The organism is Devosia sp., assembly GCF_036406155.1.
GTDB lineage: Bacteria > Pseudomonadota > Alphaproteobacteria > Rhizobiales > Devosiaceae > Devosia_A.
Window position 1 is genome coordinate 1 of record NZ_DASWVV010000041.1, and the last position, 23,654, is coordinate 23,654.

The 23,654-nt window shown below is 69.5% G+C and carries 19 protein-coding genes; 10 read left to right on the plus strand and 9 right to left on the minus strand.

Annotated features, from left to right (window positions below; all coding sequences use genetic code 11):
* Window positions 1–1,231 (plus strand): phosphomannomutase (locus tag VGD93_RS02690; protein WP_395008928.1); only part of this gene is annotated, 1,231 nt, incomplete at its 5' end.
* Here VGD93_RS02690 and VGD93_RS02695 read toward each other — a convergent pair.
* Both VGD93_RS02695 and VGD93_RS02700 read right to left on the minus strand, forming a co-directional pair.
* On the minus strand, window positions 1,228–1,842 hold the full coding sequence (locus VGD93_RS02695) for a LysE family translocator (protein WP_395008930.1): 615 nt from the start codon (window positions 1,840–1,842) through the stop codon (window positions 1,228–1,230). The two genes, VGD93_RS02690 and VGD93_RS02695, sit on opposite strands and share 4 nt — an antisense overlap.
* Window positions 1,843–1,884: 42 nt before the next feature.
* The gene (locus tag VGD93_RS02700) at window positions 1,885–2,826 is read right to left on the minus strand and encodes a nucleoside hydrolase (RefSeq protein WP_395008932.1); all 942 of its coding nucleotides are present in this window, start codon (window positions 2,824–2,826) and stop codon (window positions 1,885–1,887) included.
* A 177-nt stretch (window positions 2,827–3,003) separates the two neighbouring features.
* Here VGD93_RS02700 and VGD93_RS02705 point away from each other — a divergent pair, with 177 nt between their 5' ends.
* Genes VGD93_RS02705 through glgX form a run of 6 tightly spaced genes read left to right on the plus strand, consistent with a single transcriptional unit; the run spans window position 3,004 to window position 14,111 of the window.
* Window positions 3,004–5,481, plus strand: a complete 2,478-nt coding sequence (locus tag VGD93_RS02705; RefSeq protein WP_395008934.1) for a glycogen/starch/alpha-glucan phosphorylase — start codon at window positions 3,004–3,006, stop codon at window positions 5,479–5,481.
* A complete protein-coding gene (gene glgB / locus VGD93_RS02710) occupies window positions 5,441–7,687 on the plus strand; it encodes a 1,4-alpha-glucan branching protein GlgB (protein ID WP_395008936.1) in 2,247 nt (748 codons plus the stop codon). The genes VGD93_RS02705 and glgB overlap by 41 nt, the downstream gene beginning before the upstream one ends.
* Before the next feature lie 51 nt (window positions 7,688–7,738).
* Window positions 7,739–9,010: a glucose-1-phosphate adenylyltransferase gene (gene glgC / locus VGD93_RS02715; RefSeq protein WP_395008938.1), complete on the plus strand. Its 1,272-nt coding sequence runs from the start codon at window positions 7,739–7,741 to the stop codon at window positions 9,008–9,010.
* Entirely contained in the window at window positions 9,010–10,470 is a 1,461-nt protein-coding gene (gene glgA / locus VGD93_RS02720; protein WP_395008964.1) for a glycogen synthase GlgA, read from the plus strand. Before glgC ends, glgA begins: the two co-directional genes overlap by 1 nt.
* Window positions 10,451–12,082: an alpha-D-glucose phosphate-specific phosphoglucomutase gene (locus tag VGD93_RS02725; protein ID WP_395008940.1), complete on the plus strand. Its 1,632-nt coding sequence runs from the start codon at window positions 10,451–10,453 to the stop codon at window positions 12,080–12,082. Before glgA ends, VGD93_RS02725 begins: the two co-directional genes overlap by 20 nt.
* Window positions 12,069–14,111: a glycogen debranching protein GlgX gene (glgX, locus tag VGD93_RS02730; RefSeq protein WP_395008942.1), complete on the plus strand. Its 2,043-nt coding sequence runs from the start codon at window positions 12,069–12,071 to the stop codon at window positions 14,109–14,111. Before VGD93_RS02725 ends, glgX begins: the two co-directional genes overlap by 14 nt.
* A 19-nt stretch (window positions 14,112–14,130) precedes the next feature.
* On the opposite strand, the gene VGD93_RS02735 is transcribed toward glgX, so the two are convergent.
* Together VGD93_RS02735 and VGD93_RS02740 are read right to left on the minus strand one after the other, a co-directional pair.
* Window positions 14,131–14,562 carry a DUF3995 domain-containing protein gene (locus VGD93_RS02735; protein ID WP_395008944.1) on the minus strand — a complete coding sequence of 144 codons (432 nt, stop codon included), beginning with the start codon at window positions 14,560–14,562 and terminating at the stop codon, window positions 14,131–14,133.
* Window positions 14,563–14,610: 48 nt separating this feature from the next.
* Window positions 14,611–14,988: an MliC family protein gene (locus tag VGD93_RS02740; RefSeq protein WP_395008946.1), complete on the minus strand. Its 378-nt coding sequence runs from the start codon at window positions 14,986–14,988 to the stop codon at window positions 14,611–14,613.
* A gap of 129 nt (window positions 14,989–15,117) precedes the next feature.
* On the opposite strand from VGD93_RS02740, the gene VGD93_RS02745 reads away from it, so the two are divergent.
* On the plus strand, window positions 15,118–15,696 hold the full coding sequence (locus tag VGD93_RS02745) for a DUF1269 domain-containing protein (RefSeq protein WP_395008948.1): 579 nt from the start codon (window positions 15,118–15,120) through the stop codon (window positions 15,694–15,696).
* Between the two features lie 16 nt (window positions 15,697–15,712).
* Here the strand turns inward: VGD93_RS02745 and VGD93_RS02750 are convergent, their stop codons facing one another.
* Window positions 15,713–16,468 carry an SDR family NAD(P)-dependent oxidoreductase gene (locus VGD93_RS02750; RefSeq protein ID WP_395008950.1) on the minus strand — a complete coding sequence of 252 codons (756 nt, stop codon included), beginning with the start codon at window positions 16,466–16,468 and terminating at the stop codon, window positions 15,713–15,715.
* Window positions 16,469–16,670: 202 nt separating this feature from the next.
* Here VGD93_RS02750 and VGD93_RS02755 point away from each other — a divergent pair, with 202 nt between their 5' ends.
* Window positions 16,671–17,141, plus strand: coding sequence for a hypothetical protein (locus tag VGD93_RS02755; protein ID WP_395008952.1), 471 nt, complete (start codon window positions 16,671–16,673; stop codon window positions 17,139–17,141).
* A 66-nt stretch (window positions 17,142–17,207) separates the two neighbouring features.
* Here VGD93_RS02755 and VGD93_RS02760 read toward each other — a convergent pair whose 3' ends face one another.
* Window positions 17,208–17,609, minus strand: a complete 402-nt coding sequence (locus VGD93_RS02760; protein WP_395008954.1) for a hypothetical protein — start codon at window positions 17,607–17,609, stop codon at window positions 17,208–17,210.
* A gap of 104 nt (window positions 17,610–17,713) precedes the next feature.
* On the opposite strand from VGD93_RS02760, the gene VGD93_RS02765 reads away from it, so the two are divergent.
* On the plus strand, window positions 17,714–18,100 hold the full coding sequence (locus VGD93_RS02765; RefSeq protein WP_395008956.1) for a hypothetical protein: 387 nt from the start codon (window positions 17,714–17,716) through the stop codon (window positions 18,098–18,100).
* 242 nt (window positions 18,101–18,342) lie between these two features.
* Here the strand turns inward: VGD93_RS02765 and VGD93_RS02770 are convergent, their stop codons facing one another.
* The 3 genes from VGD93_RS02770 to VGD93_RS02780 all read right to left on the minus strand — a co-directional run.
* The gene (locus VGD93_RS02770) at window positions 18,343–19,179 is read right to left on the minus strand and encodes an NAD-dependent epimerase/dehydratase family protein (protein ID WP_395008958.1); all 837 of its coding nucleotides are present in this window, start codon (window positions 19,177–19,179) and stop codon (window positions 18,343–18,345) included.
* A 62-nt stretch (window positions 19,180–19,241) separates the two neighbouring features.
* Window positions 19,242–22,370: an efflux RND transporter permease subunit gene (locus VGD93_RS02775; protein WP_395008960.1), complete on the minus strand. Its 3,129-nt coding sequence runs from the start codon at window positions 22,368–22,370 to the stop codon at window positions 19,242–19,244.
* Window positions 22,371–22,649: 279 nt separating this feature from the next.
* Window positions 22,650–23,654, minus strand: a 1,005-nt coding sequence (locus VGD93_RS02780) for an efflux RND transporter periplasmic adaptor subunit (protein ID WP_395008962.1), incomplete at its 5' end; no start/stop codon positions are given.

Consider the following 23,654-nt stretch of genomic DNA (forward strand, 5'->3'; position numbering starts at 1 on the left):
CGACTGCGCCGCCGCCATCGCCGCGGCCGGGCTCGCGCCCGTCGATTGCGGCGCGTTGCCGACGCCGGCACTGGCGCTCCACGCCATGGCGGCGGGGGCGCCCGCCATCATGGTGACGGGGAGCCACATTCCCGCCGACCGCAACGGGCTCAAGTTCTATACGCCGCTGGGCGAGGTCACCAAGGAAGACGAGGCCGGGATCGGCGCAGCGCTGGACGCGGCCGAAATTGCCGGCATGGCCGTCGCCGCGGACGCCTCCGCCGCTTCGGGGGACCGCTACCGCCAGCGCTACCGCCATTTCCTGCCGCCGGCGGCGCTCAAGGGCTGGCGCATCGGCGTGTTCGAGCATTCGACGGTCGCCCGCGACCTGCTGGTCTCGCTGTTGACGCGGGCCGGCGCCGAAGTGCTGCGGCTCGGCCGGGCGGAAGCGTTCGTCGCCGTCGACACCGAGGCGTTTGCCGATCCCGTTTTCGCGCCGCTCGGCCCCTGGCTGGCCGAGCACCGGCTCGACGCCATCGTGTCGGCCGACGGCGACGGCGACCGGCCGCTGCTCGTCGACGGCGCCGGCGGTTTCGTGCGCGGCGACGCGCTGGGGCTGCTCACGGCCCAGTTCCTGAACGCCGACACGGTGGTGACGCCGGTCACCTCCAACTCGGCGATCGAGGCGAGCGGCAGTTTCCGGGCGGTGATCCGTACCCGGGTCGGCTCCCCCTATGTCATCGCCGGCATGGCCGAGGCGCTGGCGGGAGATTTCCGCAACATCGTCGGCTTCGAGGCCAATGGCGGCGTGCTGCTCGGCTCCGAAGCGATGGTCAACGGCCGCCCGCTCGGCCCGCTGCCGACGCGCGACGCGGTGCTGCCCCTTCTCAGCGTGCTCGGCATGGCGGCACGGGACAAGGTGAGTGTCGCCGATCTCGTGCGCCGCCTGAAGCTGCGGGCCGCGCAGAGCGGCCGGCTGGCCGACGTGCCGACCGAGAAGGGGGCGGCGCTGGCGGCGCGGCTCGCCGGCGACGCCGGCTTTGCCGCGGCGTTCCTCGCCCCGGCCGGAGCGGTGGCGGCCCTGTCGACGATCGACGGCCCGCGCTTCACGCTGGCAAACGGCGGGATCGTGCATTACCGGCCGTCGGGCAACGCCCCGGAGTTGCGCTGCTATGTCGAAGCGGCGACCGCCGCGCGCGCCGGCGAACTCTTGCGCTGGGGCCTCGCGGCGGCCGCGGAGGCGGTGCGTTAGCGCGCCACCACGAAGGCGGCGGCGCCCGCCATCATCACGCCGGCGGAGCGATTGAGCCGGCGCAGCGCCCTGGGGCTGCGGAAGAATTCGCGGGCCGCGGCGGCGAGGCCGGCATAGCCGAGGCCGATGGCGGTGAGCACGACGACAACGATGAGCAGCAGCTCGAAGAACCCGAGCGCCGTCATCGGCCGGTCCAGCGGCACCACCGTCGGCAGCAGCGCCAGGTAGAAGACGATGGCCTTGGGATTGCCCAGCGTCAGCGCCAGCCCGGCCAGGAATGTCCTCGTCCAGCTCTCCTCGGCCTTGGCGGCGACCTGCTCGCCGCCGGGCGTGGCCGTCCAGAACTTCCAGGCGAGATAGAGCAGATAGGCGGCGCCGGCCCAGCGGACAAAGACGAACACGGGCCCGAACCAGGCGGCGATGGCGGCAAGGCCGAAGACGGCGAAGACAAGATAGACGAGGTCGCCGGCAAGGATGCCCATCACCATCGGTACCGCCCCCCAGAAGCCGCCGCCGAGCGCCCGCGCGACGACGGCGGCAACGCCCGGCCCCGGGGAGGCGACGGCAATGGCATAGGCGACGGTGAAGGCGACGAGGGTGACGAGGTCCATGGCCCGGCGATCCGCGGTTTCGGCGGCGCCTTCTAGCGCGGCTCAGGGCAGGCGGGCAAGCCGTTCGACCAGCAGGTCGTAGAAGCCGTCGGCGTTGCCCGAGCGCAGGAACAGCACGTTCTTCGGCCGGTCGGTGATGCCCCAGTAGTCGGCGACGGTCATGCCCATGGTCAGTTCGCTCGCCGTCTCGACGGTGACGTTGATGTGCCGGCCCTCGAACAGGTCGGGCTGCAGCAGGTAGGCGATGACGCACGGGTCGTGCAGCGGGGCGCCCTTGGTGCCGTATTTCATCAGGTCGAAGCGCTCGGAGAAGGCCAGCATCTGCGCCACCGCCCGGCTGGTCCGGTTGCCGACGGCGTCGATGGCCTCGAGCCGTTCGTAGGTGGTCAGGATCATGTGCGTCAGGTCGAGCGGCGCCATGACGATGGGGATGCCCGAGCGCAGCACGACGTCGGCCGCCTCGGGGTCGACATAGATGTTGAACTCGGCCGCCGGGGTGATGTTGCCGACCTCGAAATAGGCGCCGCCCATCATCACGATCTGGGCGACGCGGCTGGCGATGGCGGGCGCCTTGATCAGCGCCATGGCGATGTTGGTGAGCGGCCCCAGGGTGCACAGCGTCACCGTGCCGGGCTCGTGCGCGAGCAGCGTCTCGATGATGAAGTCGACGCCGTGCTGCGGCCTGAGTGCGAGTTTCGGCTCGGGCAGGCCGGGACCGTTGAGACCGGTGTCGCCATGCACGTGCTCGGCGGTCACCAGGTGCCGCCGCAGCGGCCGCTCGCAGCCGGCATAGACGGCAATCTCGGTGCGCCCGGACAACTCCACGATCTTGAGCGCGTTGTGCGCGTTCTGGGCGAGGCTGACATTGCCGGCCACGGCGACGATGCCGAGGACGTCGAAATCCTCGGGCGAGGCCAGTGCCAGCAGCAGGGCGACGGCGTCGTCCTGGCCGGGGTCCGTGTCGATGATGATCTTGCGCGCCATGGGGTTGGGTCCGTGTCTTCCCGTTCTGATTCCGCTTGATGATAGAGGGCGGCGCTGCCGGCGTCGACGCGCCCGCGCGCGGCAACATCCGGGTCGCGGGGCTTCCAACGGGGCCGATTCAGTGCAAGAGTGACGGCTTCAGAGGGGACTACATCGCCATGAGACATGGATTGCGTTATGTCGCAACAGCCGATCGATTTCGATGCCCCCACGCCACAGCCGCGTTCGTTCACCGCGGAGGTGATCCAGGCTGAAATCCTTGAACGGCTGACCTATTCCGTCGGCAAGGACCCCCTCGTCGCGCGCCCGCACGACTGGCTGAAGGCGACCATCCTCGCCGTCCGCGCCCGCATCATCGACCGCTGGATGGAATCCAGCCGCGAGACGTGGCGCACCTCGCACAAGCGCGTCTACTATCTGAGCCTCGAGTTCCTCATCGGCCGGCTGCTGCGCGACGCCATGAGCAATATCGGCATCATGGAGCCGGTGCGTACCGCCCTCGGCAACCTCAATGTCGATCTGGGTGGGCTGGTCGACCTCGAGCCGGATGCCGCGCTCGGCAATGGCGGCCTCGGCCGGCTGGCGGCCTGCTTCCTCGAATCCATGTCGACGGTCGACATCCCCGCCTACGGCTACGGCATCCGCTACGTGCACGGGCTGTTCCGCCAGGAGTTGAGCGAGGGCTGGCAGGTCGAACTGCCGGAGGAGTGGCTAGCGCATGGCAATCCGTGGGAATTCGAACGGCGCGAAAGCGCCTACGAGATCGGCTTCGGCGGGCATGTCGAGCCCATCGCCGAACCGGATGGCTCCACCCGGCTCGAATGGCGGCCATCCGAGCACGTGCTGGCCGTGGCGTTCGACACCCCGATCGTGGGCTGGCGCGGCAAGCGGGTGAATACGCTGCGGCTGTGGAGCGCGCAGCCGATCGACCCGATCCTGCTCGACCGCTTCAATTCCGGCGACCATATCGGCGCGCTCGAGGAGAGCGCCCGGGCGGAAGCGATCACCCGCGTCCTCTATCCCGCCGACACCACGCCCTCCGGGCAGGAATTGCGCCTGCGGCAGGAATATTTCTTCTCCTCGGCGTCGCTGCAGGACATCGTGCGCCGCCACCTGCAGCAATATGGCGACCTCGGCTCGCTGGCCGACAAGGTGGCGATCCAGCTCAACGATACGCACCCGGCCATCTCCGTTGCCGAACTGATGCGCATCCTGATCGACATCCACGGCCTCAAATGGGCGCAGGCCTGGAAGATCACGCGGGCAACCTTCAGCTACACCAACCACACGCTGCTGCCGGAATCGCTGGAGACGTGGCCGGTGGCGCTGCTCGAGCGCATGCTGCCGCGGCAGATGCAGATCATCTACGCCATCAACGCCGAAGTGCTGACCGAGGCGCGCCAGCGCGCCGGCTTCAACGACCAGCAGATCGCCAACGTGTCGCTGATCGACGAGCACGGGGGGCGGCGCGTGCGCATGGGCCAGCTGGCCTTCGTCGGCTCGCACTCGATCAATGGCGTCTCGGCGCTGCATACCGAACTGATGCGCAAGACCGTGTTCGGCGATCTTTCGCGGCTCTATCCGGAGCGGATCAACAACAAGACCAACGGGGTGACGCCGCGGCGCTGGCTGCTGCAGTGCAATCCCGGGCTGACGCGGCTGATCACCGAGCGGATCGGCCCGGCCTTCCAGGACAACCTGGATCGCCTCGTCGATCTCGACAAGCATGCCGACGACCCGGGCTTCCAGGAGCAGTTCGCGGCGGTCAAGCGCGCCAACAAGGCCAGGCTCGCCGATCTCATCCGCGACCGGCAGGGCGTCGTCGTCTCGCCCGATGCCCTGTTCGACGTGCAGGTCAAGCGCATCCACGAGTACAAGCGCCAGTTGCTCAACGTCATCGAGGCGGTGGCGCTCTATTCCGACATTCGCTTCCACCCCGAGAAGGACTGGGTGCCGCGGGTCAAGGTGTTCGCCGGCAAGGCGGCGCCCGGGTACTGGAACGCCAAGCTGATCATCAAGCTCATCAACGACGTGGCCAAGGTAATCAACAACGACCCGGCGGTGCGCGGGCTGCTCAAGGTGGTGTTCCTGCCCAACTACAATGTGAGCCTGGCGGAGGCGATCATCCCCGCCGCCGACCTGTCCGAGCAGATCTCGACGGCGGGCATGGAGGCATCGGGCACCGGCAACATGAAGTTCGCGATGAACGGGGCGCTCACCATCGGCACGCTGGATGGCGCCAATGTGGAGATGGTCGAGCGGGTGGGCCGCGACAACATGATCATCTTCGGCCTGACGGCCAAGGAGGTAACGCAGAGGCAGGCCCGCAACGAGACCGGGCGCGCGGCCGTCGAGGCCTCGCCCGCGCTCAAGGGGGCGCTCGAATCGATCGCTTCGGGCGTCTTCTCGCCCGACGATCCCAACCGCTACCGCGACCTGATCGGCGGCCTCTACGACCACGACTGGTTCATGGTGGCGCGCGATTTCGACGCCTACGCGGCGGCGCAGCGCCAGGTCGACGCCATCTGGGGCAATCCCCGTCGGTGGGCCGCCATGGCCATCCGCAACACGGCGCACATGAGCTGGTTTTCCTCGGATCGGACCATCCGGCAATATGCCGAGGAGATCTGGGGCGTTCCGGCGGCAAGTGCCTAGGGGCGGCGCCGTGAGCAAGCAAGACTGGCAGGCGGACGACGAGGCAGTCGAGGCAATCGTGGGCGGGCGGCATCCCGACCCGTTCGCGGTCCTGGGGCTGCACGTCATCGACGGCCAATGGTTCGCCCGGGCGTTCGTGCCGCACGCGCTGACGCTCGCCGCCTTCACCCGCGACGGCAGTCCCGCCGGCACGCTGCAGCGGCGGCACGCGGAGGGCTTCTTCGAAGGCCCGGTCGCCGTCGCCGGCCGCCAGCCGATCCGCTACCGCGCCGCCAACGAAGGAGGGGAGTGGGACGTCTTCGACCCCTATAGCTTCGGGCCGGTGCTCGGGCCGCTGGACGACTACTATATCGGGGAGGGCTCGCATCTGCGGCTGTTCGACAAGCTGGGCGCCCACGCCATGACCTTCGAGGGGGTCGCCGGCACCCATTTTGCGGTGTGGGCCCCCAATGCGCGGCGCGTCAGCGTCGTCGGGCCGTTCAACGACTGGGACGGGCGCCGCCACCCGATGCGGTGCCGCTTCGAGACCGGCGTGTGGGAAGTGTTCATCCCGGCCGTGGGGCCGGGCGAGGTCTACAAATACGAGATCGTCGGGCCGGACGGCACGCTGCTGCCGCTCAAGGCCGACCCGTTCGCCTTCCAGTCCGAACTGAGGCCGAAAACCGCTTCGGTCGTCGCCGATCCGACGCCGTTCGCCTGGTCCGATGCCGCCTATCTCGAAAAGCGCGGCCGCACGGACTGGCGGCGCACGCCGATGTCGATCTACGAGGTGCACCTTGGTTCCTGGCGGCGCCGGCCGGACGGCAGCTTCATGAGCTACGACCAGCTGGCCGAGCAGTTGGTGCCCTATGCCGCCGATCTCGGTTTCACCCATCTCGAGCTGCTGCCCGTCTCCGAGCATCCGTTCGACCCGAGCTGGGGCTACCAGCCGACCGGCCTCTATGCCCCGACGGCCCGCTTCGGCGACCCCGCCGGCTTCGCCCGCTTCGTGGACGCCGCGCACGCGGCCGGGCTGGGGGTGATCCTCGACTGGGTGCCGGCGCATTTCCCCACCGACGAGCACGGGCTGGCGCGCTTCGACGGCACGGCGCTCTATGAGCACCTCGATCCGCGCAAGGGCTACCACCCAGACTGGAACACGGCGATCTACAATTTCGGTCGCAAGGAGGTCGTGGGCTTCCTCGTCAACAACGCCCTCTACTGGCTGGAGAAGTTCCATATCGACGGGCTGCGCGTCGATGCCGTCGCCTCGATGCTCTATCTCGATTATTCGCGGCAGCCGGGCGAGTGGGTCCCCAACCAGTTCGGCGGCAACCACAACCTCGAGGCGGTGGCCTTCCTCAAGCGCGTCAACACCGAGACCTACCGGCTGCACCCGGGCACGTTCACGGTGGCCGAGGAATCGACCGCCTGGAGCGGGGTGAGTGCGCCGGTGCACACCGGCGGGCTGGGCTTCGGGTTCAAGTGGAACATGGGCTTCATGAACGACACGCTGCGCTACATGAGCCGCAACCCGATCCACCGGCGCTACCATCACAACGACATGACGTTTGCGGCGCTGTACAATTATTCCGAGAACTACGTGCTGCCGCTCAGCCATGACGAGGTGGTGCACGGCAAGGGAGCGCTGATCGCCAAGATGGGCGGCGACGACTGGCAGCAATTCGCCGCGCTGCGCGCCTATTACGGCTACATGTGGGGGTGGCCGGGCAAGAAGCTGCTGTTCATGGGCCAGGAATTCGCCCAGCGCGAGGAGTGGAACGAGGCCGAGGGGCTCGACTGGTGGCTGCTGGAGGCGGGCATGCACGAAGGCGTGCGCCGCCTCGTCGGCGACCTCAACGCCGCCTATCGCGAGTTGCCGGCCCTGCATGCGCGCGACAACGAGCCCGAGGGCTTTCAATGGCTTATCGGGAACGATTACACCAATTCCGTATTCGCCTGGGCACGCTTCGCGCCCGGCGTCGATCCCGTGGTGGTGGTCTCGAACATGACGCCGGTGCCGCGCAGCCTCTATCGCGTGCCCATGCCGCGCGCCGGCACCTGGGTCGAGCGCATCAACACCGATGCCGGCTGGTACGGTGGCTCGAACGCGGGCAACCAGGGTAAGGTCGCGGCGCACGGGCTGACGGGGGAGCCGTGGCCGGCCTATGCCGATCTGTACCTGCCGCCGCTGGCGACACTGTTCCTGAAGTATGAGGCGACCTGAACGCGTTACGGCATACGACCCCGCACAACCGGGGCCTTCGAGGAGGAAAGCATGGCTGATTACCGGACACCGTCGCCTTTGGCGCGTGAGGCGATGGCCTACGTTCTGGCCGGGGGGCGTGGCACGCGGCTGTTCGAACTCACCGACAGGCGGGCCAAGCCGGCCGTGTATTTCGGCGGCAAGTCGCGCATCATCGACTTCGCCCTGTCGAACGCGCTGAACTCCGGCATCCGCCGCATCTCGGTGGCGACCCAGTACCAGGCGCACAGCCTGATCCGGCATCTGCAGCGCGGCTGGAACTTCCTGAGGACCGAGCGCAACGAGAGCTTCGACGTGTTGCCGGCCAGCCAGCGCGTCAGCGAAACGCAATGGTACGAAGGCACCGCCGATGCGGTCTACCAGAACATGGACATCGTCGAGGATTACGGGCCGCGCTACCTGGTCGTGCTCGCCGGCGACCACATCTACAAGATGGACTACGAGATCATGCTGCGCCAGCACGTCGACACCGGCGCCGACGTGACCGTCGGCTGCCTCGAGGTGCCGCGTCTCGAGGCCAGCGGCTTCGGCGTCATGGCCGTCGACGCGCGCGACCGCATCGTCGATTTCGTCGAGAAGCCCAAGGACCCGCCGGGGCTGCCCGACCGGCCGGATACGGCGCTGGCCTCCATGGGCATCTACGTATTCGAGACGCGCTTCCTCATGGAGCAACTGCGCCGCGATGCCTCGACCGAGGGCTCGAGCCGCGATTTCGGCAAGGACGTCATCCCCTATATCGTCAAGCACGGCTCGGCCTGGGCGCACCGCTTCACCCGCTCCTGCGTGCGCTCCACCAACGAGGAGGTGGCCTACTGGCGCGACGTCGGCACGGTCGATGCCTATTGGAAGGCCAATATCGACCTCACCGACGTGGCCCCGCAGCTCGACCTGTACGACCGCGACTGGCCGATCTGGACCTACGCCGAAATCACGCCGCCGGCCAAGTTCGTGCACGACTATGACGGCCGCCGCGGCTCGGCCGTCAACTCGCTGGTCTCGGGCGATTGCATCGTCTCGGGCGGGGCGCTGACGCGGACGCTGCTGTCGACCGGCTCGCGCGTGCACTCCTATTCCGAGCTGCACGAGGCGGTGGTGCTGCCCTACTGCACCATCGGGCGGGGCGCGCGGCTGAGAAAGGTCGTGCTCGACCGCGGCGTCAACATCCCCGAGGGCCTGGTCGTGGGCGAGGACCCCGAGTTCGACCGGCACTGGTTCCGGCGCACCGAGGACGGGGTCACGCTCATCACCCAGCCGATGCTCGACAAGTACCTGGCGAGCCGATGATCGACGTCCTCTCGGTCGCTGCCGAGGTCTATCCGCTGATCAAGACCGGGGGGCTCGCCGACGTCGCCGGCGCGCTGCCTGGCGCCCTGGCGCCGCACGGCGTCGCCATGCGCACGTTGCTGCCGGGTTACCCGGCCGTGCTCGGAAGCCTCGAGGACGGCACCGTGGTCGCCGAGATGGGCGATTGCTTCGGCGGGCCGGCCCGGCTGCTGCTGGGGCGGGCGGCCGGCCTCGAACTCATCGCGCTCGACGCGCCGCACCTCTACGACCGGCCGGGCAACCCCTATCTCGGGCCGGACGGCAAGGACTGGCCCGACAACTGGCGGCGCTTCGCGGCGCTGAGCTTCGCCGCCTACGAACTGGGCCGCGGTCTGGTCGAGGGCTACCGGCCGCAGATCGCCCACTGCCACGACTGGCAGGCGGCCCTGACGCCCGCCTACGTCGCCTTCAACGCGCCGACCCGGGTGAGGACGGTGATGACCGTCCACAACATCTCGTTCCAGGGCCATTTCGGCTGGGACATCTTCGGCGACCTGCGGCTCGATTACCGCGCCGCCGCGGAGGGCGCGATCGAGTATTACGGCGGCATCGGCTATCTCAAGGCCGGCCTGCAATGCGCCGATGCGGTGACCACCGTCAGCCCGACCTACGCGCAGGAGCTGCGTACCGCCGAGTTCGGCATGGGACTCGAAGGCTTGCTGCAGAGCCGCGCCGACGTGCTGCACGGCATCCTCAACGGCATCGACGTGGCGGCCTGGGATCCGGCCCGCGACCCGGCGCTGGCCCAGACCTACTCGGCCGAAACCCTGCCGCTCCGCGCCGTCAACCGGGCCGCCCTGTGCGGGCGGTTCGGGCTCGACGACGGCCCGCGCCCGCTGTTTGCCGTGGTCAGCCGGCTCACCCGGCAGAAGGGCATGGACATGCTCGTCGAATGCATCGACGGGCTCGTCGAGATGGGCGGCCGGCTGTGCGTGCTCGGCTCGGGCGAAGAGGCGCTCGAGGACGGGCTGGGCGCCGCCGCGGCGCGGCACCCCGGCCGGGTCGGCTTCATCCGGGGCTACGACGAGGCGCTGGCGCACCTCATCCAGGGCGGCGCCGACGTCATTCTGGTGCCCTCGCGCTTCGAGCCCTGCGGCCTTACCCAGCTCTACGGGCTGCGTTACGGCTGCGTGCCGCTGGTCAGCCGCGTGGGGGGGCTCGCCGACACCGTCATCGACGCCAACGTGGCCGCGCTTGACGCCGGGGTGGCCACCGGCATCGTCTTTGCCCCGGCGACGACGGCGGCGCTGCTCGACGCCGTCCGCCGGGCAGTGGACCTGTACGCCCGGCCCGGGCTATGGCTCAAGATGCAGCGCCGGGGCATGAAGTCGGACGTCTCCTGGGACGCCAGCGCCGAAAAATACGCTGCCCTGTATGCCGATCTGCTCGGGGTGAAACGCCATGACGATCAAGACCGTTAGCACCACGCCCTATGGCGACCAGAAGCCGGGCACGTCCGGCCTGCGCAAGCGCGTCGGGGTGTTCATGCAGCCCAACTATGTCGAGAACTTCGTGCAGTCGGTGTTCGACAGCCTCGAGGGCTACCACGGCAAGACGCTGGTGATCGGCGGCGATGGGCGCTACTTCAACGACGTCGCCATCCAGCGCGCCATCCGGATCGCTGCCGCCAACGGCTTCGGGGCGGTCCTGGTCGGTCGGGACGGCCTGCTGTCGACGCCGGGGGCGAGCCACATCATCCGCAAGTGCAAGGCATTCGGCGGGCTCGTGCTCTCCGCCAGCCACAATCCCGGCGGGCCGGAGGGGGATTTCGGCATCAAGTACAATGTCGGCAACGGCGGCCCGGCACCCGAGCGCATCACCGACGCGATCTACGCGCGGACGAAAGCGATCGAGCGCTACCGCATCGCCGACGTCCCCGACATCGACCTGTCGCGGCTGGGCACGCAGCATTCCGGCGGCATGGCGGTGGAGGTCATCGATCCCGTCGCCGACTACGCCGCGCTGATGGAAACGCTGTTCGATTTCGATCGCATCCGGGCCCTGTTCGCCTCCGGCTTCCGCATGCGCTTCGACGCCATGCACGCCGTGACCGGCCCGTATGCGACGCGCATCCTCGAGGAGATGCTCGGGGCGCCGGCCGGAACGGTGGTCAACGGCACGCCGCTGCCGGATTTCGGCGGCGGCCATCCCGATCCGAACCTCGTCTACGCCCGCGACCTGCTCGAACTGATGATGGGCCCCGACGCGCCCGATTTCGGCGCCGCCTCGGACGGCGACGGCGACCGCAACCTGATCATCGGAAGGGGGCGCTTCGTCACCCCGTCGGATTCGCTGGCCATCCTCGCCGCCAATGCGCCGCTCGCCCCCGGCTATGCCGGCGGCATTGCCGGCATCGCCCGCTCGATGCCGACCAGCGCTGCCGCCGACCGGGTGGCCGAAGCGCTCGGCATCGAGCTGCACGAGACCCCCACGGGCTGGAAGTTCTTCGGCAATCTGCTCGACGCGGGGCGGGTGACCATCTGCGGCGAGGAGAGCGCCGGTACGGGCTCGAACCACGTGCGCGAAAAGGACGGGCTGTGGGCGGTGCTGCTGTGGCTCAACATCCTCGCCGCCCGCCGGCAGAGCGTGGACGAGGTGGTGCGCGGCCACTGGCGGACCTATGGCCGCAACTACTACACGCGCCACGACTACGAGGAAGTCGACGCGGCCGCGGCCGGCGCGCTGATGGACGATTTGCGGGGGCGCCTGCCCGACCTGCCGGGGCAGGCCTTCGGTCCATACCAGGTGAGCTACGCCGACGATTTCACCTACACCGATCCGATCGACGGCTCGACCAGCGCCCGGCAGGGAATCCGGATCGGATTTTCCGACGGTGGCCGGATCGTGCTGCGGTTGAGCGGAACCGGCACGGTCGGGGCGACGTTGCGGCTGTATCTCGAAAGATATGAGCCGCCGGATGGACGACACGACCTCGATACGCAGGCTGCCCTCGGGCCGCTCATCGCCCTCGCCGAGCGCATCGCCGCCATTCGCTCCCGCACCGGCAGGGACGCCCCCAGTGTCATCACTTGACGCACCGCCCGAGCTGAAGCCGGAACTGGTGCCGCACGGCGGTTCGCCGTCGGTGCTGGGGGCCACGGTGACGGCCGAAGGCGTGAACTTCGCGGTCTATTCCGAGACGGCGTCGGCGCTGTGGGTCTCCATCTATGACGAACTCGACAACGAGGTCGGCCGCTTCGAGCTCGACGGCCACGACGAGCACGTGCATCACGGCCTCGTCGCCGGCATCGGCGCGGGCGTCAAGTACGGCTTCCGTGCCGACGGCGAGTACAACCCGGACCAGGGCTATTTCTTCGACCCCAACAAGCTCCTGGTCGATCCCTACGCCCGCCGGCTCGACCGCGTCTTCGTCCGCTCGCCCCGGCTGCGCCTGCCGCGCAGCGATGCCGTCGACACCGCGCCGCTGATGCCGAAGGGGATCGTGATCGGCGCCAGCAACAAGCCGGCCCACCCGCGCCGCCGGCTGCCGGGGCTGTTCTACGAGCTCAACGTGCGCGGCTACACCATGCGCCACCCCTCGGTGCAGGGACCGCTGCGCGGCACCATCGCCGGGCTGACCACGCGCCGCGTGATCGAGCACCTGCAATATCTCGGGGTCGACACGGTCGAGCTGATGCCGGTCGCGGCCTTCATCGACGACGGGCACCTGCCGGCGCTGGGCCTGACCAACGCCTGGGGCTACAATCCCGTCGCCTATTTCGCCCTCGACCCGCGGCTGGCCCCGCGCGGTCCGCAGGAACTGCGGCACATGACCGACACCTACCGAAGGGCAGGGATCTCGGTCATTCTCGACGTCGTCTACAACCATACCGGCGAAGGCGACGCCAACGGCCCGATCCTCAGCCTCAAGGGGCTGGACGCCCGCACCTATTACCGGCACGTCGAGGTCGATGGCAGGCAGCAGCCCGTCAACGACACCGGGACGGGCAATACGCTGCGCTGCGACCACCCGGCGACGCAGCGGCTGGTCGTCGAGAGCCTCAGGTACTGGGTCGAGGAGATGGGCGTCTCCGGCTTCCGCTTCGACCTCGCGCCGGTGCTCGGGCGCGAGCCCGGCTTCAACCCGAACGCCCCGCTGTTGCAGATGATCAAGTCCGACCCGCTGCTGGGCAAGGCGATCCTCGTCGCCGAGCCTTGGGATCCCGGCCCGGGCGGCTACCAGCTCGGCCAGTTCGGCAAGGAGTTCCGCGAGTGGAACGACACCTACCGCGACGAGGTGCGTTCGTTCTGGCGCGGCGACCAGAGCAAGATCGGGGCGCTGGCCGGCAAGGTCGCGGGGTCGGCCGAGATCTTCAACTTCGCCGGACGGCGACCCAGCCACGGCGTCAATTTCCTCGCCGTGCATGACGGCTTCACCCTCGCCGACCTCGTCAGCTACGCGGAAAAGCACAACGAGGCCAACGGCGAGGGAAACCGCGACGGGCACAACCACAACTCGTCGTGGAATTGCGGCGTCGAGGGGCCGACCGACGATCCGAAGGTTCTCGCGCTGCGGCGCCGGGACGTGCGGGCGCTGATCGCCACCCTGCTGCTGTCGCGCGGGGTACCGCTGATCCAGCAGGGCGACGAACTCGGCCGCACCCAGAAGGGCAACAACAACGCCTACGCCCAGGACAACGAGATCACCTGGCTCGACTGGGAAAGCGCCGACGGCGCCCTGGTCGACTACGTGGCGGCGGTGCATGCCTTCCGCAAGGCGCACCCGGCGCTGACGCACGACCACTTCCTCAGCGGCCATGCCGACAAGAACGGGCGCCGCGACGTGGTCTGGCTGCATCCGGACGGCCGCGAGATGGGTCCGCAGGACTGGAACGACCCGACCTCTTCGGTGCTGGGGATGCAACTCGCCCAGCACGAGGACGTCGTCCTCGTGTGGTTCAACCGCCGGGTGGAGGCGGTGCAGGCGCGGCTGCCCGCCGGGGCGTGGCAGGTGGCGATCGTCTCCGACGACAAGGCGCAGGCGACGATCGCCGACGGCTCGTTGCGGCTGCCGGCCCGTGCGGTGGTGGTGCTGGTGCCGGCGCCGTCGGACCAGGCCTGAGGCTTTTCGCGCCGAAGGCTCAGGGGATCAGCCGCAAGCCGACCAGGAGGAGAAACCCGGCGCCGACGATGAGGGCGAGCGGCGAGTAGTTGCTGCGGTCGAGCGTCGCGAACGGCTCTTCGGGGTAGCGCGCGCGCCAGCCGGCGGTAAAGCCGAGCATGCCGCGGGCGATGAGCAGTGCGCCGCACAGCATTCCGAGCAGCGACAGCGGCACGCCGCCGGCTTCAGGGTCGGCGAGCGCGAGGGCGACCACGCCGACGGCGAGGCTGGCGGCGGCGACGCCGAAGGCGGCCAGCCGCGGCATGCGGGTGAGGCCGGGGCGGCCGACGACGGCCCGGGCCAGCAGTTGCTCGTTGCGGATCGGCCAGGTGCCGCCGAGCGACCATACGAAACTGGCGATCGCGACGGCCAACAGGATGACGAAGATCACGGACGCGATGACCATGCTCATGGCTGCGAGGGCTCCCGGGTTGGCCGCGGCGGCAGGGCGCGGCCCTTCCTATGGCGTCTCGTTGTGTTCGTGGCAACTGAACGCGGGGGCGGCGTCCTCGCCCTGGGTCAGGTCGTACCAGTCGGCGTCCGGGCCCTTGGTCCACCACACGAAGTTGCCCGCGGCGTATTTCGCCCCCGACGCGGACAGGACCGCTGCAAAGATCTGGGTGCCGTCCCCCACCGGGATGACGGCGAGGAAGTTCGGCGCGGCATTGATGTAGGTCACCTGCATCGCGGCGCCGCCGTCGCAATCGTAGGCGACGGTGCGGATCTCGGCGTCGCCGGGGAGGGCGAGGGTCAGCTGTGCCGGCGCGGCGGCGCTCACTGCCGGGCCGGCGAGGAGAAGGGCGAGGGCGAGGGCGAGGGGAAGGGGAGCGGGTCGCATGCTGGGCCTTTGTTCGCTGGGGCAGCAGCGAGCTTAGCGAAGGTCAGGCCGGCCGGCCAGCGGCGCGCGTCCGATGCAACCTGTCTTGCGCCGGCCAGTTGTATGAGCGCCACGCAAGGGGAGATGAACATGGCTGAACTCATCGTGATCGGTTACGACAGCGCCGAGACGGCGGAAGCGGCGCGCAAGGAACTCTTCAGTCTGTCCAAGGAGTACCTTGTCGAGGTCGGCGATGCGGTCGTCGCCACCCGCCAGGCCGACGGCAAGATCGCGCTCAACCAGATGGTCAATCTGTGGGCGGTGGGTGCCGCCGGCGGCTCGCTGTGGGGGATGCTCGCCGGGTTACTGTTCTTCAATCCCCTGCTCGGGGCGGTGGGCGGCGCCGCTGCCGGCGCCGTGGCCGCGGCCCTCAACGACTACGGCATCAACGACGATTTCATGCGCGACGTGGCGGGCGTGCTTGCCCCCGGCCAGGCGGCGCTGTTCGTCCTCGCCGACCGGGTGAGCTCCGAACGCGTGCTGGGACAGATCGCGCGCTATGGGGGGCGGGTGCTGCGCACCAATCTGGACCGCAGCCAGGAGGACCGGCTGCGCGCCGCCTTCGGCCAGGCCGCCGCCGCGCCGGAGATGCGGGACGCGGCTTCGCCCGAGGCGCGCGCGGCCGCTGCGGGCAGTCCTGCGGACGAGACCGGCCCGATGCCGACCTAGTCCTGGGCCGCCCGCCTCAGGCGGAGGTCCAGCCCATGTCGATGGGAAGGACGGCGCCGTTGAGGTGCCGCGCTGCGTCGGAGGCGAGGAACAGCACGGCATTGGCGATGTCGAGCGGCTCCAGCATGCCGGGATTGACGGCGTGATAGGCCTGGATGCGGGCCAGCGCCGCCTGGTCCAGGTGGCTCTGGTCGACGCTCTGCATGATGTTGGTGGTCACCCCGCCGGCGGCGATGGCGTTGCAGCGCAGGCCAAGCTTGGCATACTGGAACGCCGTGCTGCGGGTGAGCCCGATCAGGGCATGCTTCGACGTCGTGTAGGCGGCGCCGGCCGAACCGCCGCCCAGCCCGGCCACGGAGGCGATGTTGACGATCGCGCCGCCGCCCTGCTTGAGCATGAGCGGCACGGCCCGGCGCATGGCGAACATCGGCCCGTCGAGATTGACCGAAAGGCAGCGGCGCCAGGTGGCGTTGTCGACGTCGGCGACCGACTGGAACAGGTCCATCACGCCGGCATTGTTGACGAGGATGTCGATGCGGCCGAACTCGGCCACGGCGCGGTCGACCATGGCGACGCACTCGGCCTCCTCGGCGACGTTTGCCCTGATGCCGACGATGCTGCCGCCGATCGCGGCCACGGCGGCGTCCACCGCTTCCTGGTGCCAGTCGGCGGCGACGACCCGGGCGCCCTCTTCGACGAACAGCCGGGCCGTGGCAAGGCCGATGCCCGAGCCGGCGCCGGTGATCACTGCAACCTTGTCCTTGATGCGCATCCTGCCTCGTCCTTCCTGCGGGGACACTGCGCCGGCGGCAGCGCCGCGGCCTTGATCGGGATCAAGTCGGCGGCGGCGGCGGAAGCAGTCCATTTGTCGCCGGTTTTCCGCCCCCTAAAGACCCAGATTGCCGACGGAACGGCAGGCCCGGGCCCGCGTTTTTCGGCCGCGGGTGGCACAACAAGAAGAAGAGGATGAAACCATGAACACTGTCGCCAAATTGGGTCTGGCCGCGGCGCTCCTGTTCGGAGCTTCGGGCATCGCGATCGCCCAGGACGCCGGGGCATCGGCCGGCGCGGCCGCCAACCCGTCGGTCGACGTGACCACGACGGGGAGCCTGGGCAAGACCTACGGCTCGGTGATCTCGAGCATGCAGTCCAACGCCAGCGTCGACCTGTCGGCGTTCAGCGACACGGCCACGGTCAACTGCGTCGGCGTGTCGTCGCTGCAGGGTGATGCGTCCGGCAACGCGTCGGCGCTCGACAACGCGATCTCGCAGAACGAGTCGAAGATGATGACGCTGCGCACCGACATCCAGGCCAACACGGCGCTGATGAGCAAGCTCGAAACGAGCTGTGCCGGTATCGCCAACTTCGACGTCAACAAGATCATCTCGGTCGAGTCCGGCGCCGACGGCACCTGGACGTTCTACGTCGACGACCGCGCGTCCTGACCACGGGCGCGCCAGCATCGGCAGGGCGGGGGACGGCGGTTCCCCGCCCTTTTTCCTGCCGGCGGCTCAGTTCGCTCCGGCGCCGCCGCGGGGACGCTTGCGGTAGAAGGCGACGGCGCTGTCGATCACCTCGTCGAGCAGCTTCGCGCCGTCCTGCAACTGCGGGTCCGGCTGCGTCCTGCCGATCACCGAAATGCCGAGGATGCGGATGGCATAGGCGAGCTTGTCCTTGCCGTCCCGGTGCAGGGCGTTGCCCTGGGATTCGAAGTCGCGGAGCAGGCCGTCATACGCCTCCCGGGTGAGGCCGGCCTTGAGTTGCCGCCACGAGCGGAAGGGGGACTGGGCGAGCAGGCCCGCGGCCATATGGCCGAGCAGCCACATGGCCTCGGCGTCCTTGGTGCCGCTGGCCTTGAGCTCCTTGAGGATGGAAACGAGATGCTGTTTGTAGGCTTCGGCGGGGGTGGTCATCGTTCCTGCTGCGCGTGAAAAGGCCCGTTCATCCCACACACATGGAAATGGGCCGCGGCGCAACCCCCTGGGCGCACCAGAGGGCGAAAAACGGGGAGGTTCGCATGCGCCTGCCGCTGCTTCTGGCACTGGCCGTGGTCGCGGGGCTCGCGGGTCCCGGTACCGTCCGTGCGCAGTACGTCATGGATCTGGGCAACCTGATCGCTGCCATCCAGGTCGGCGATTTCGGCGACGATGTCGAGCGCCTGGGGGAAGCGCGGACCGTCTATGTGGAAGGCGTGGCGCGCCTGTCGGGCATGCGCATCAGCGGCGCCGTCCTCGATGCGACGCTCGCCCGCCGCGCGCGCGTCCTCGCCTACCTGCGGGCGCAGGTGCGGCTGGTGCCGCAGGCGATCAAGGCGCTGGCGCGCCACCGGGCGACGCTGGACCAGGTGATCTTCCTCACCGCCACCAGCGACGGCACCGCGACGATCTATGTCGACGACCGCTAAAGCCCTGAAGGAAAACGCATTCCTGGTTGGCTCAGGGAAACCACGCCATGCGGGGAACGATATCGGCGCCTCGCTCATTAACCCTGCAAGAAAGAAGGACGGAGTTGCCGGGATCCGGCGACAGCAACCGTCCGGCACTTGGCCGCCGCCCCCCGGCGGACCACCTTCTCGGCGTAGTTCGCAAGGGCTGACGCTCCCTCGTGGACGAAACCGAAGGGGCGCGGAACTCCGGTTCCGCGCCCTTATCTTTGTTCCGGCCCAGCGGTCAGTTCGCGCGCGTCGAGCGGGGCCAGGGGCGGGCGCCAGCCCAGGGCGGCGAGCGCCGAGCCGTCGATGACGAGGTCGTCGAGCAGTTGTTCGGCGAGGTGGGCCCGCCCGGCGGCAACGAGGGCCGCCCGCAGCAGCGGCACCGGGACCTTCACCAGCCGGGCCGGCCGGCCAAGGGCGCGCCGGATCAGCCGCACCATGTCGGCCAGCGACAGCGGCGGCCCATCGGTGACCGGGAAGGTGCCCCCGGCGGCGCCTGGGTGCGCGGCGAGGAACAGCAGCGCATCGCACAGGTTGGAGCGGCCGACCAGGCTGCGGCGGTTGTGGACGGCACCGAACGGCAAAGGCAGGGGGGAATCGCACAGGCGCAGCAGCCTCGCAAAGTTCGCCCTGGCGTCGCGGCCATAGACCAGCGGCGGGCGGACGATGACGGTCTCGATCTCGTCGCTCCTTGCCGCGATGGCCTGTTCGGCATCGCGCTTGGAGCGGCCGTACGGGGTATCGGCGGTCGCCGCGTGGATGGAGGAGACGAAGACGACGCGGCGCACCCCCTGGGCGATGGCAGCGTCCAGCAGCTGCCGCGTCAGGCGGTGGTTGATGGCGTCGAAATCGGCCTCCCGCGCGCCGCGATGGGCGAGCCCCGCCAGGTGGATGACGGCGTCGACGCCCTCCAATGCGGGTGCCGCCAGGTCGGCGCGGCCGAGTTCGAGCACGGGTATCCCGCGGCTGCGCAGCAACGCGACCAGCGCGCGGCCGATGAAGCCGCTGCCGCCCGTCGTCGCCACCTTCCCCAGGATTGCCGGCTCGTCCATGGCCGGGGTGTAGCACGGCCGTCGGGCCGCGCAAGCCAGGCGGCCGCGCCGCGGGCAGGCTCCTACTGCGCCGGAGCGGGCACGCTCGGCGTGGCTTGGGCGGCCTCGAGCTCGCGCTGCAGCCGGGCTTCCTCCTCCACCTTGGGGCGCGAGAAGCGCGCCAGCAGCAGGTAGGCGACCGGAGTCAGGTAGAGCGTGAAGATGGCGGCAAACCCCAGGCCGCCCACCATGATCCAGCCCAGCGCCGCCCGCGCTTCGGCGCCGGCGCCGCCGGCCAGGATCAGCGGCGCGCCGCCCAGCACCGTCGCGATCATGGTCATCGTCACCGGCCTGAGCCGGATGTTGGAGGCGTTCTCCACCGCCTCGCGCACGCTCATGCCGCGGTCGCGCAGCTGGTTGGCGAACTCGACGATGAGGATGCCGTTCTTGGCCATGATGCCGACGACGAGGACGAGCCCGATCTGGCTGTAGACGTTGAGCGTGCCGCCGGTGACGAGCAGCGCGAAGACGGCGCAGGCCAGCCCGAACGGCACCGTCACCATGACGATCACCGCGCTCCACACGCTCTCGAATTGCGCGGCGAGGACGAGCAGGATCACCACCAGGGCGAAGCCGAAGGTGATGACAAGGCCGTTATTGGCGTCGCCGATGGTGCGCGCTTCCGCCAGCGGCAGGATGCTTGCGCCCTCGGGCAGGTGGGGGCGGGCGATCGCGACCGCCTCGGCGTAGGCGTCGCCGAGGGCGAAGCCGTCGCTCAGCGAGGCGGTGACGGTGACGGCCCGGCGTTGCTCCTCGCGCCCGAGATTGGGCGCGATCGGCGCCTCGGTGAGGCTGGCGATGGTCGACATCGGCACGTAGCGGCCCTCCGCCGTGCGCACGAAGATGGATTCGAGGTCGCGCGGGTCGTTGACCGGGCTCGAGGTCGAGACCATGCGCACCGCATAGCTGCGGTCGTTGATGAACACGGTGCCGATAGTGGTGCCGTCGATCATCGCCTGCATCGTCGTGCCCAGGCCGTTGATGTCGATGCCCAGCGCCGCCGCCTTCTCGCGATCGATGGTCAGGGTCACCTGCGGCTGCGTCGTCTCGTAGTTGACGCTGACCCGGCCCCATTTGTCGTCGCGTTCGAGTTCGGCCTTGATCGCCCCGGCCGCCGCCGCCAGCTTCTCGTAGGAGTCGCCCGCGACCGCGAACTGCAGGCCGCTGCCGCCGCCGCGGATGCCGAGGCTGTTGGGCTGCATGACCGAAGCGCGGACGCCGGGGACGACCTGCAGCATGCGGTTGATCTCGGTGACGATCTCCTGCTGGCTGCGCGCCCGCTCTTCCCAGGGCGCCAGCCGCAGGATCAGGAAGCCCGAGTTGGTGTTCGCGCCGAAGCCGGAGATCGAGTAGATGCTTTCCACCTCTCCCGACTGGCGCAGCGGCGCGACCAGGTCCTCGATCTTCTGCATCTGGGTGCGGGTGAAGTCGAGGCTGACCGTGGCGGGGGCGCTGACCCGGATGGCGATGGACGAGCGGTCCTCGGCGGGGGTCAGTTCCTGGCGCAGCGTGCCGAAGGCGACGTAGGCGGCGCCGGCGAACAGCACGGCGACGACGATCACCACCAGCGGGTTGTCGAGGCCCAGCCTGAGCGTGCGCCGGTAGAACCCGGCCAACAGGCCGCCGAAGCGTTCGAGCAGGTTGGGCGGGCGCGCGGCGTGCGGCTTGAGCAGCCGCGAGGCCAGCATCGGCGCCAGCGACAGCGCCACCACCGACGACAAAATCACGGCAATGGCGAGGGTGAAGCCGAACTCGCGAAACAGGCGTCCGGTCTGGCCCGGAAGGAAGGAGATGGGGATGAACACCGCCGCCAGCGTCGCCGTCGTGGCGATGACGGCGAAGAACACTTCCTGCGTGCCAAGCACCGCCGCCGCCCGCGGTCCCAGGCCCATGCCGCGCCGCCGGGTGATGTTCTCGAGCACCACGATGGCGTCGTCGACCACGATCCCGGTGGCGATCACCAGGGCCAGCAATGTCAGGATGTTGAGGGAGAATCCGAAGATGTAGATTCCGGCAATGGTGCCGATCAGCGCCACCGGCATGGTGACGGCGGGGATGATGGTGGCGCGCCAGTCGAGCAGGAACAGGAAGATGATGGCGACGACGCCGACGACGGCGATCAGCAGCGAGCGTTCCACCTCCTCGATGGCTCCGGAAATGAACACGGAATCGTCGCTCGAGACGCGGATGTCGACGCCTTGCGGCAGGCCGGCGCGCAGGTCCTCGACCGCCTTGCGCACCCCCTGGGAAATCGCCACGGTGTTGGACTGCGCCTGGCGCACGATGCCCAGCCCGATGCCCGACTTGCCGTCGCTGCGCAGCCCGCCGGTGCTGGATTCGGGGCCGAAGACGACGGTGGCGACGTCGCCGAGGCGGACGCGGTCCCGGATGAGGATGTCGGCGAAGGCCTCGGGCGTGTTCACCTCGGCCACTGCGCGGATGGCGATGTTCTGGTTGGCGGCGTTGAGCGAGCCGGCCGGGCTATCGAAGGAGATGGTGGCGAGCGCGGCGCGCACGTCGGCGACGCTGAGCCCGAGGCTCGCCAGCTTGAGCTGGTCGACGTCGACCTGGAAGATCTTCTGCTGCGCGCCGTTCACCTGGACTTCGGCGACGCCGGGAACGGCGGCCAGCCGCTCCGCGATCACCTCCTCGACGAGCGCCGTCAGTTCCTCGCGCGGCAGCGTGTCCGAGGTCACGGCGAGCTGCATGATGGCCTGGGCATCGGCATCGGCCTTGAAGATCACCGGCGTGTCGGCGCCGTCGGGCAGGCGGTTGGTGATGCGGCTCAGCGCGTCGCGGATGTCGGAGGTGGCGTTGTCGAGGTTGGTGCCGTCGCTGAACGTGAGCTGCACGCGGCTGCGGCCATAGGACGAGCTCGACGAGATCGAGGCGACGCCCTGCACGCGCGCGACGACGCCCTCGATGGCGGCGGTGATCTCGCGGTCGACGGTTTCGGCGGCGGCGCCGGGATAGCTGGTGCTGACCGACAGGGTAGGGCGCTCGACGCTGGGCAGTTCGCGCACCTCGACGCCGAGGAAGGCGGCCAGCCCGGCGACGATGATCAGGGCGTTGACGACGATCGCCAGCACCGGTCGGCGGACGAACAGCGAGGCGATGGCCCCGCCGCGCTCGTTCTGGCTGGCTATGGACATGGCAGCGCTCCCGAAAGCATCGTGCACGCCCGCCTCCCCATCCCTCCCCACGCAAGCGGGGGAGGGTGCCGGTCGGCGCGTGGGGCTGGATCGAGCGAGGCGAACCGGATCACACCCTCCCCCTTGCGGGGAGGGTTGGGGAGGGGGTGATGGGGCCGGTCCCGCTGCACCTCGCCCACCGTGGGGGATGCAACGGAACTGGGGAGCCTCAGTCTTCCGCCCCTCCCCCTTGCGGGGAGGGGTCGGGGGAGGGGGTGGTGCGGCTGTGCCCGATGCATGTCAGCCACCGGGGCGGGGTGCGGAAGCTTGCGCTTCGCCCGGCCTGCCGCCTTCCGACGCCATCCCGTCCAGCAGCCGCACGCTGGCCCCGGCCGTCAGCTGCTGCACGCCCTGCGTCACCACCTGGTCGCCGGCGGCGAGGGCGCCCTGCACGAGGACGCCGTCGGAATTGCGCTGGATGATGCGCACGGGCAGGCGATCGACCGTGCCGCCGGCATAGGTCCACACATACGCGCCGTCCGACGACCACTGGATGGCCAGCGGGTCGACGGACGGAAACGTCTCGCCTGGAAAGCTCATGGTGACGGAGAAACTCATGCCGGGCCGGAGCGTGCCGTCCGGGTTGGGGATGCGGGCCTGCACCTCGAGCGTGCGGCTGGCGCTGTCGACGCGGTTGTCGAGGGCGGTGACCTCGCCGGTGATGGCCGCGCCGGCGAGGGCCACGGCCGAGACCGTAACCGGCTGGCCGGTGCGGATCATGGCGGCGTAGCGTTCCGGGGCCCAGAAGCTGACCAGCAGGTGCGAGGTATCGACGACGGTGGTGACGATGCTCTGCGCCGTGACGGCGTTGCCCTCGGTGACCTGGAACAGCCCGACGGTGCCGCCGACGGGGGTCGCGATGGAGCGTCGCTTGAGGGCGAGCGCGGCGTTCTCGGCTTCCAGCCGCGCATTGTCGGCGGCGAGCTGGGCGGTGGTGAGCTGCACGTTCGTGGCGGCGTTGGCCTTGGCCAGTTCCTGCGTGCGCGCCAGCGTCGCCTCGGCATCCTTGAGCGCGAGGCTGGCGCGGCGCGCCGCGATCTCCTCGGCATCGGCGTCGAGCCTGGCGATGACGGTGCCGGCCTCGACGACCTGGCCGGGCGCGACCAGCAGCTCTGCCAGCGTGCCGCTGGCGGGCGAGGTGACCGTCACCGATTGTGCCGCCGTCGCCTCGCCGATGGCGGTGAGCCGGTCGTTGATCGTCGCCACCGTCACGGGGGCGGTGACGATCACGAGGGCGCGCCCGCC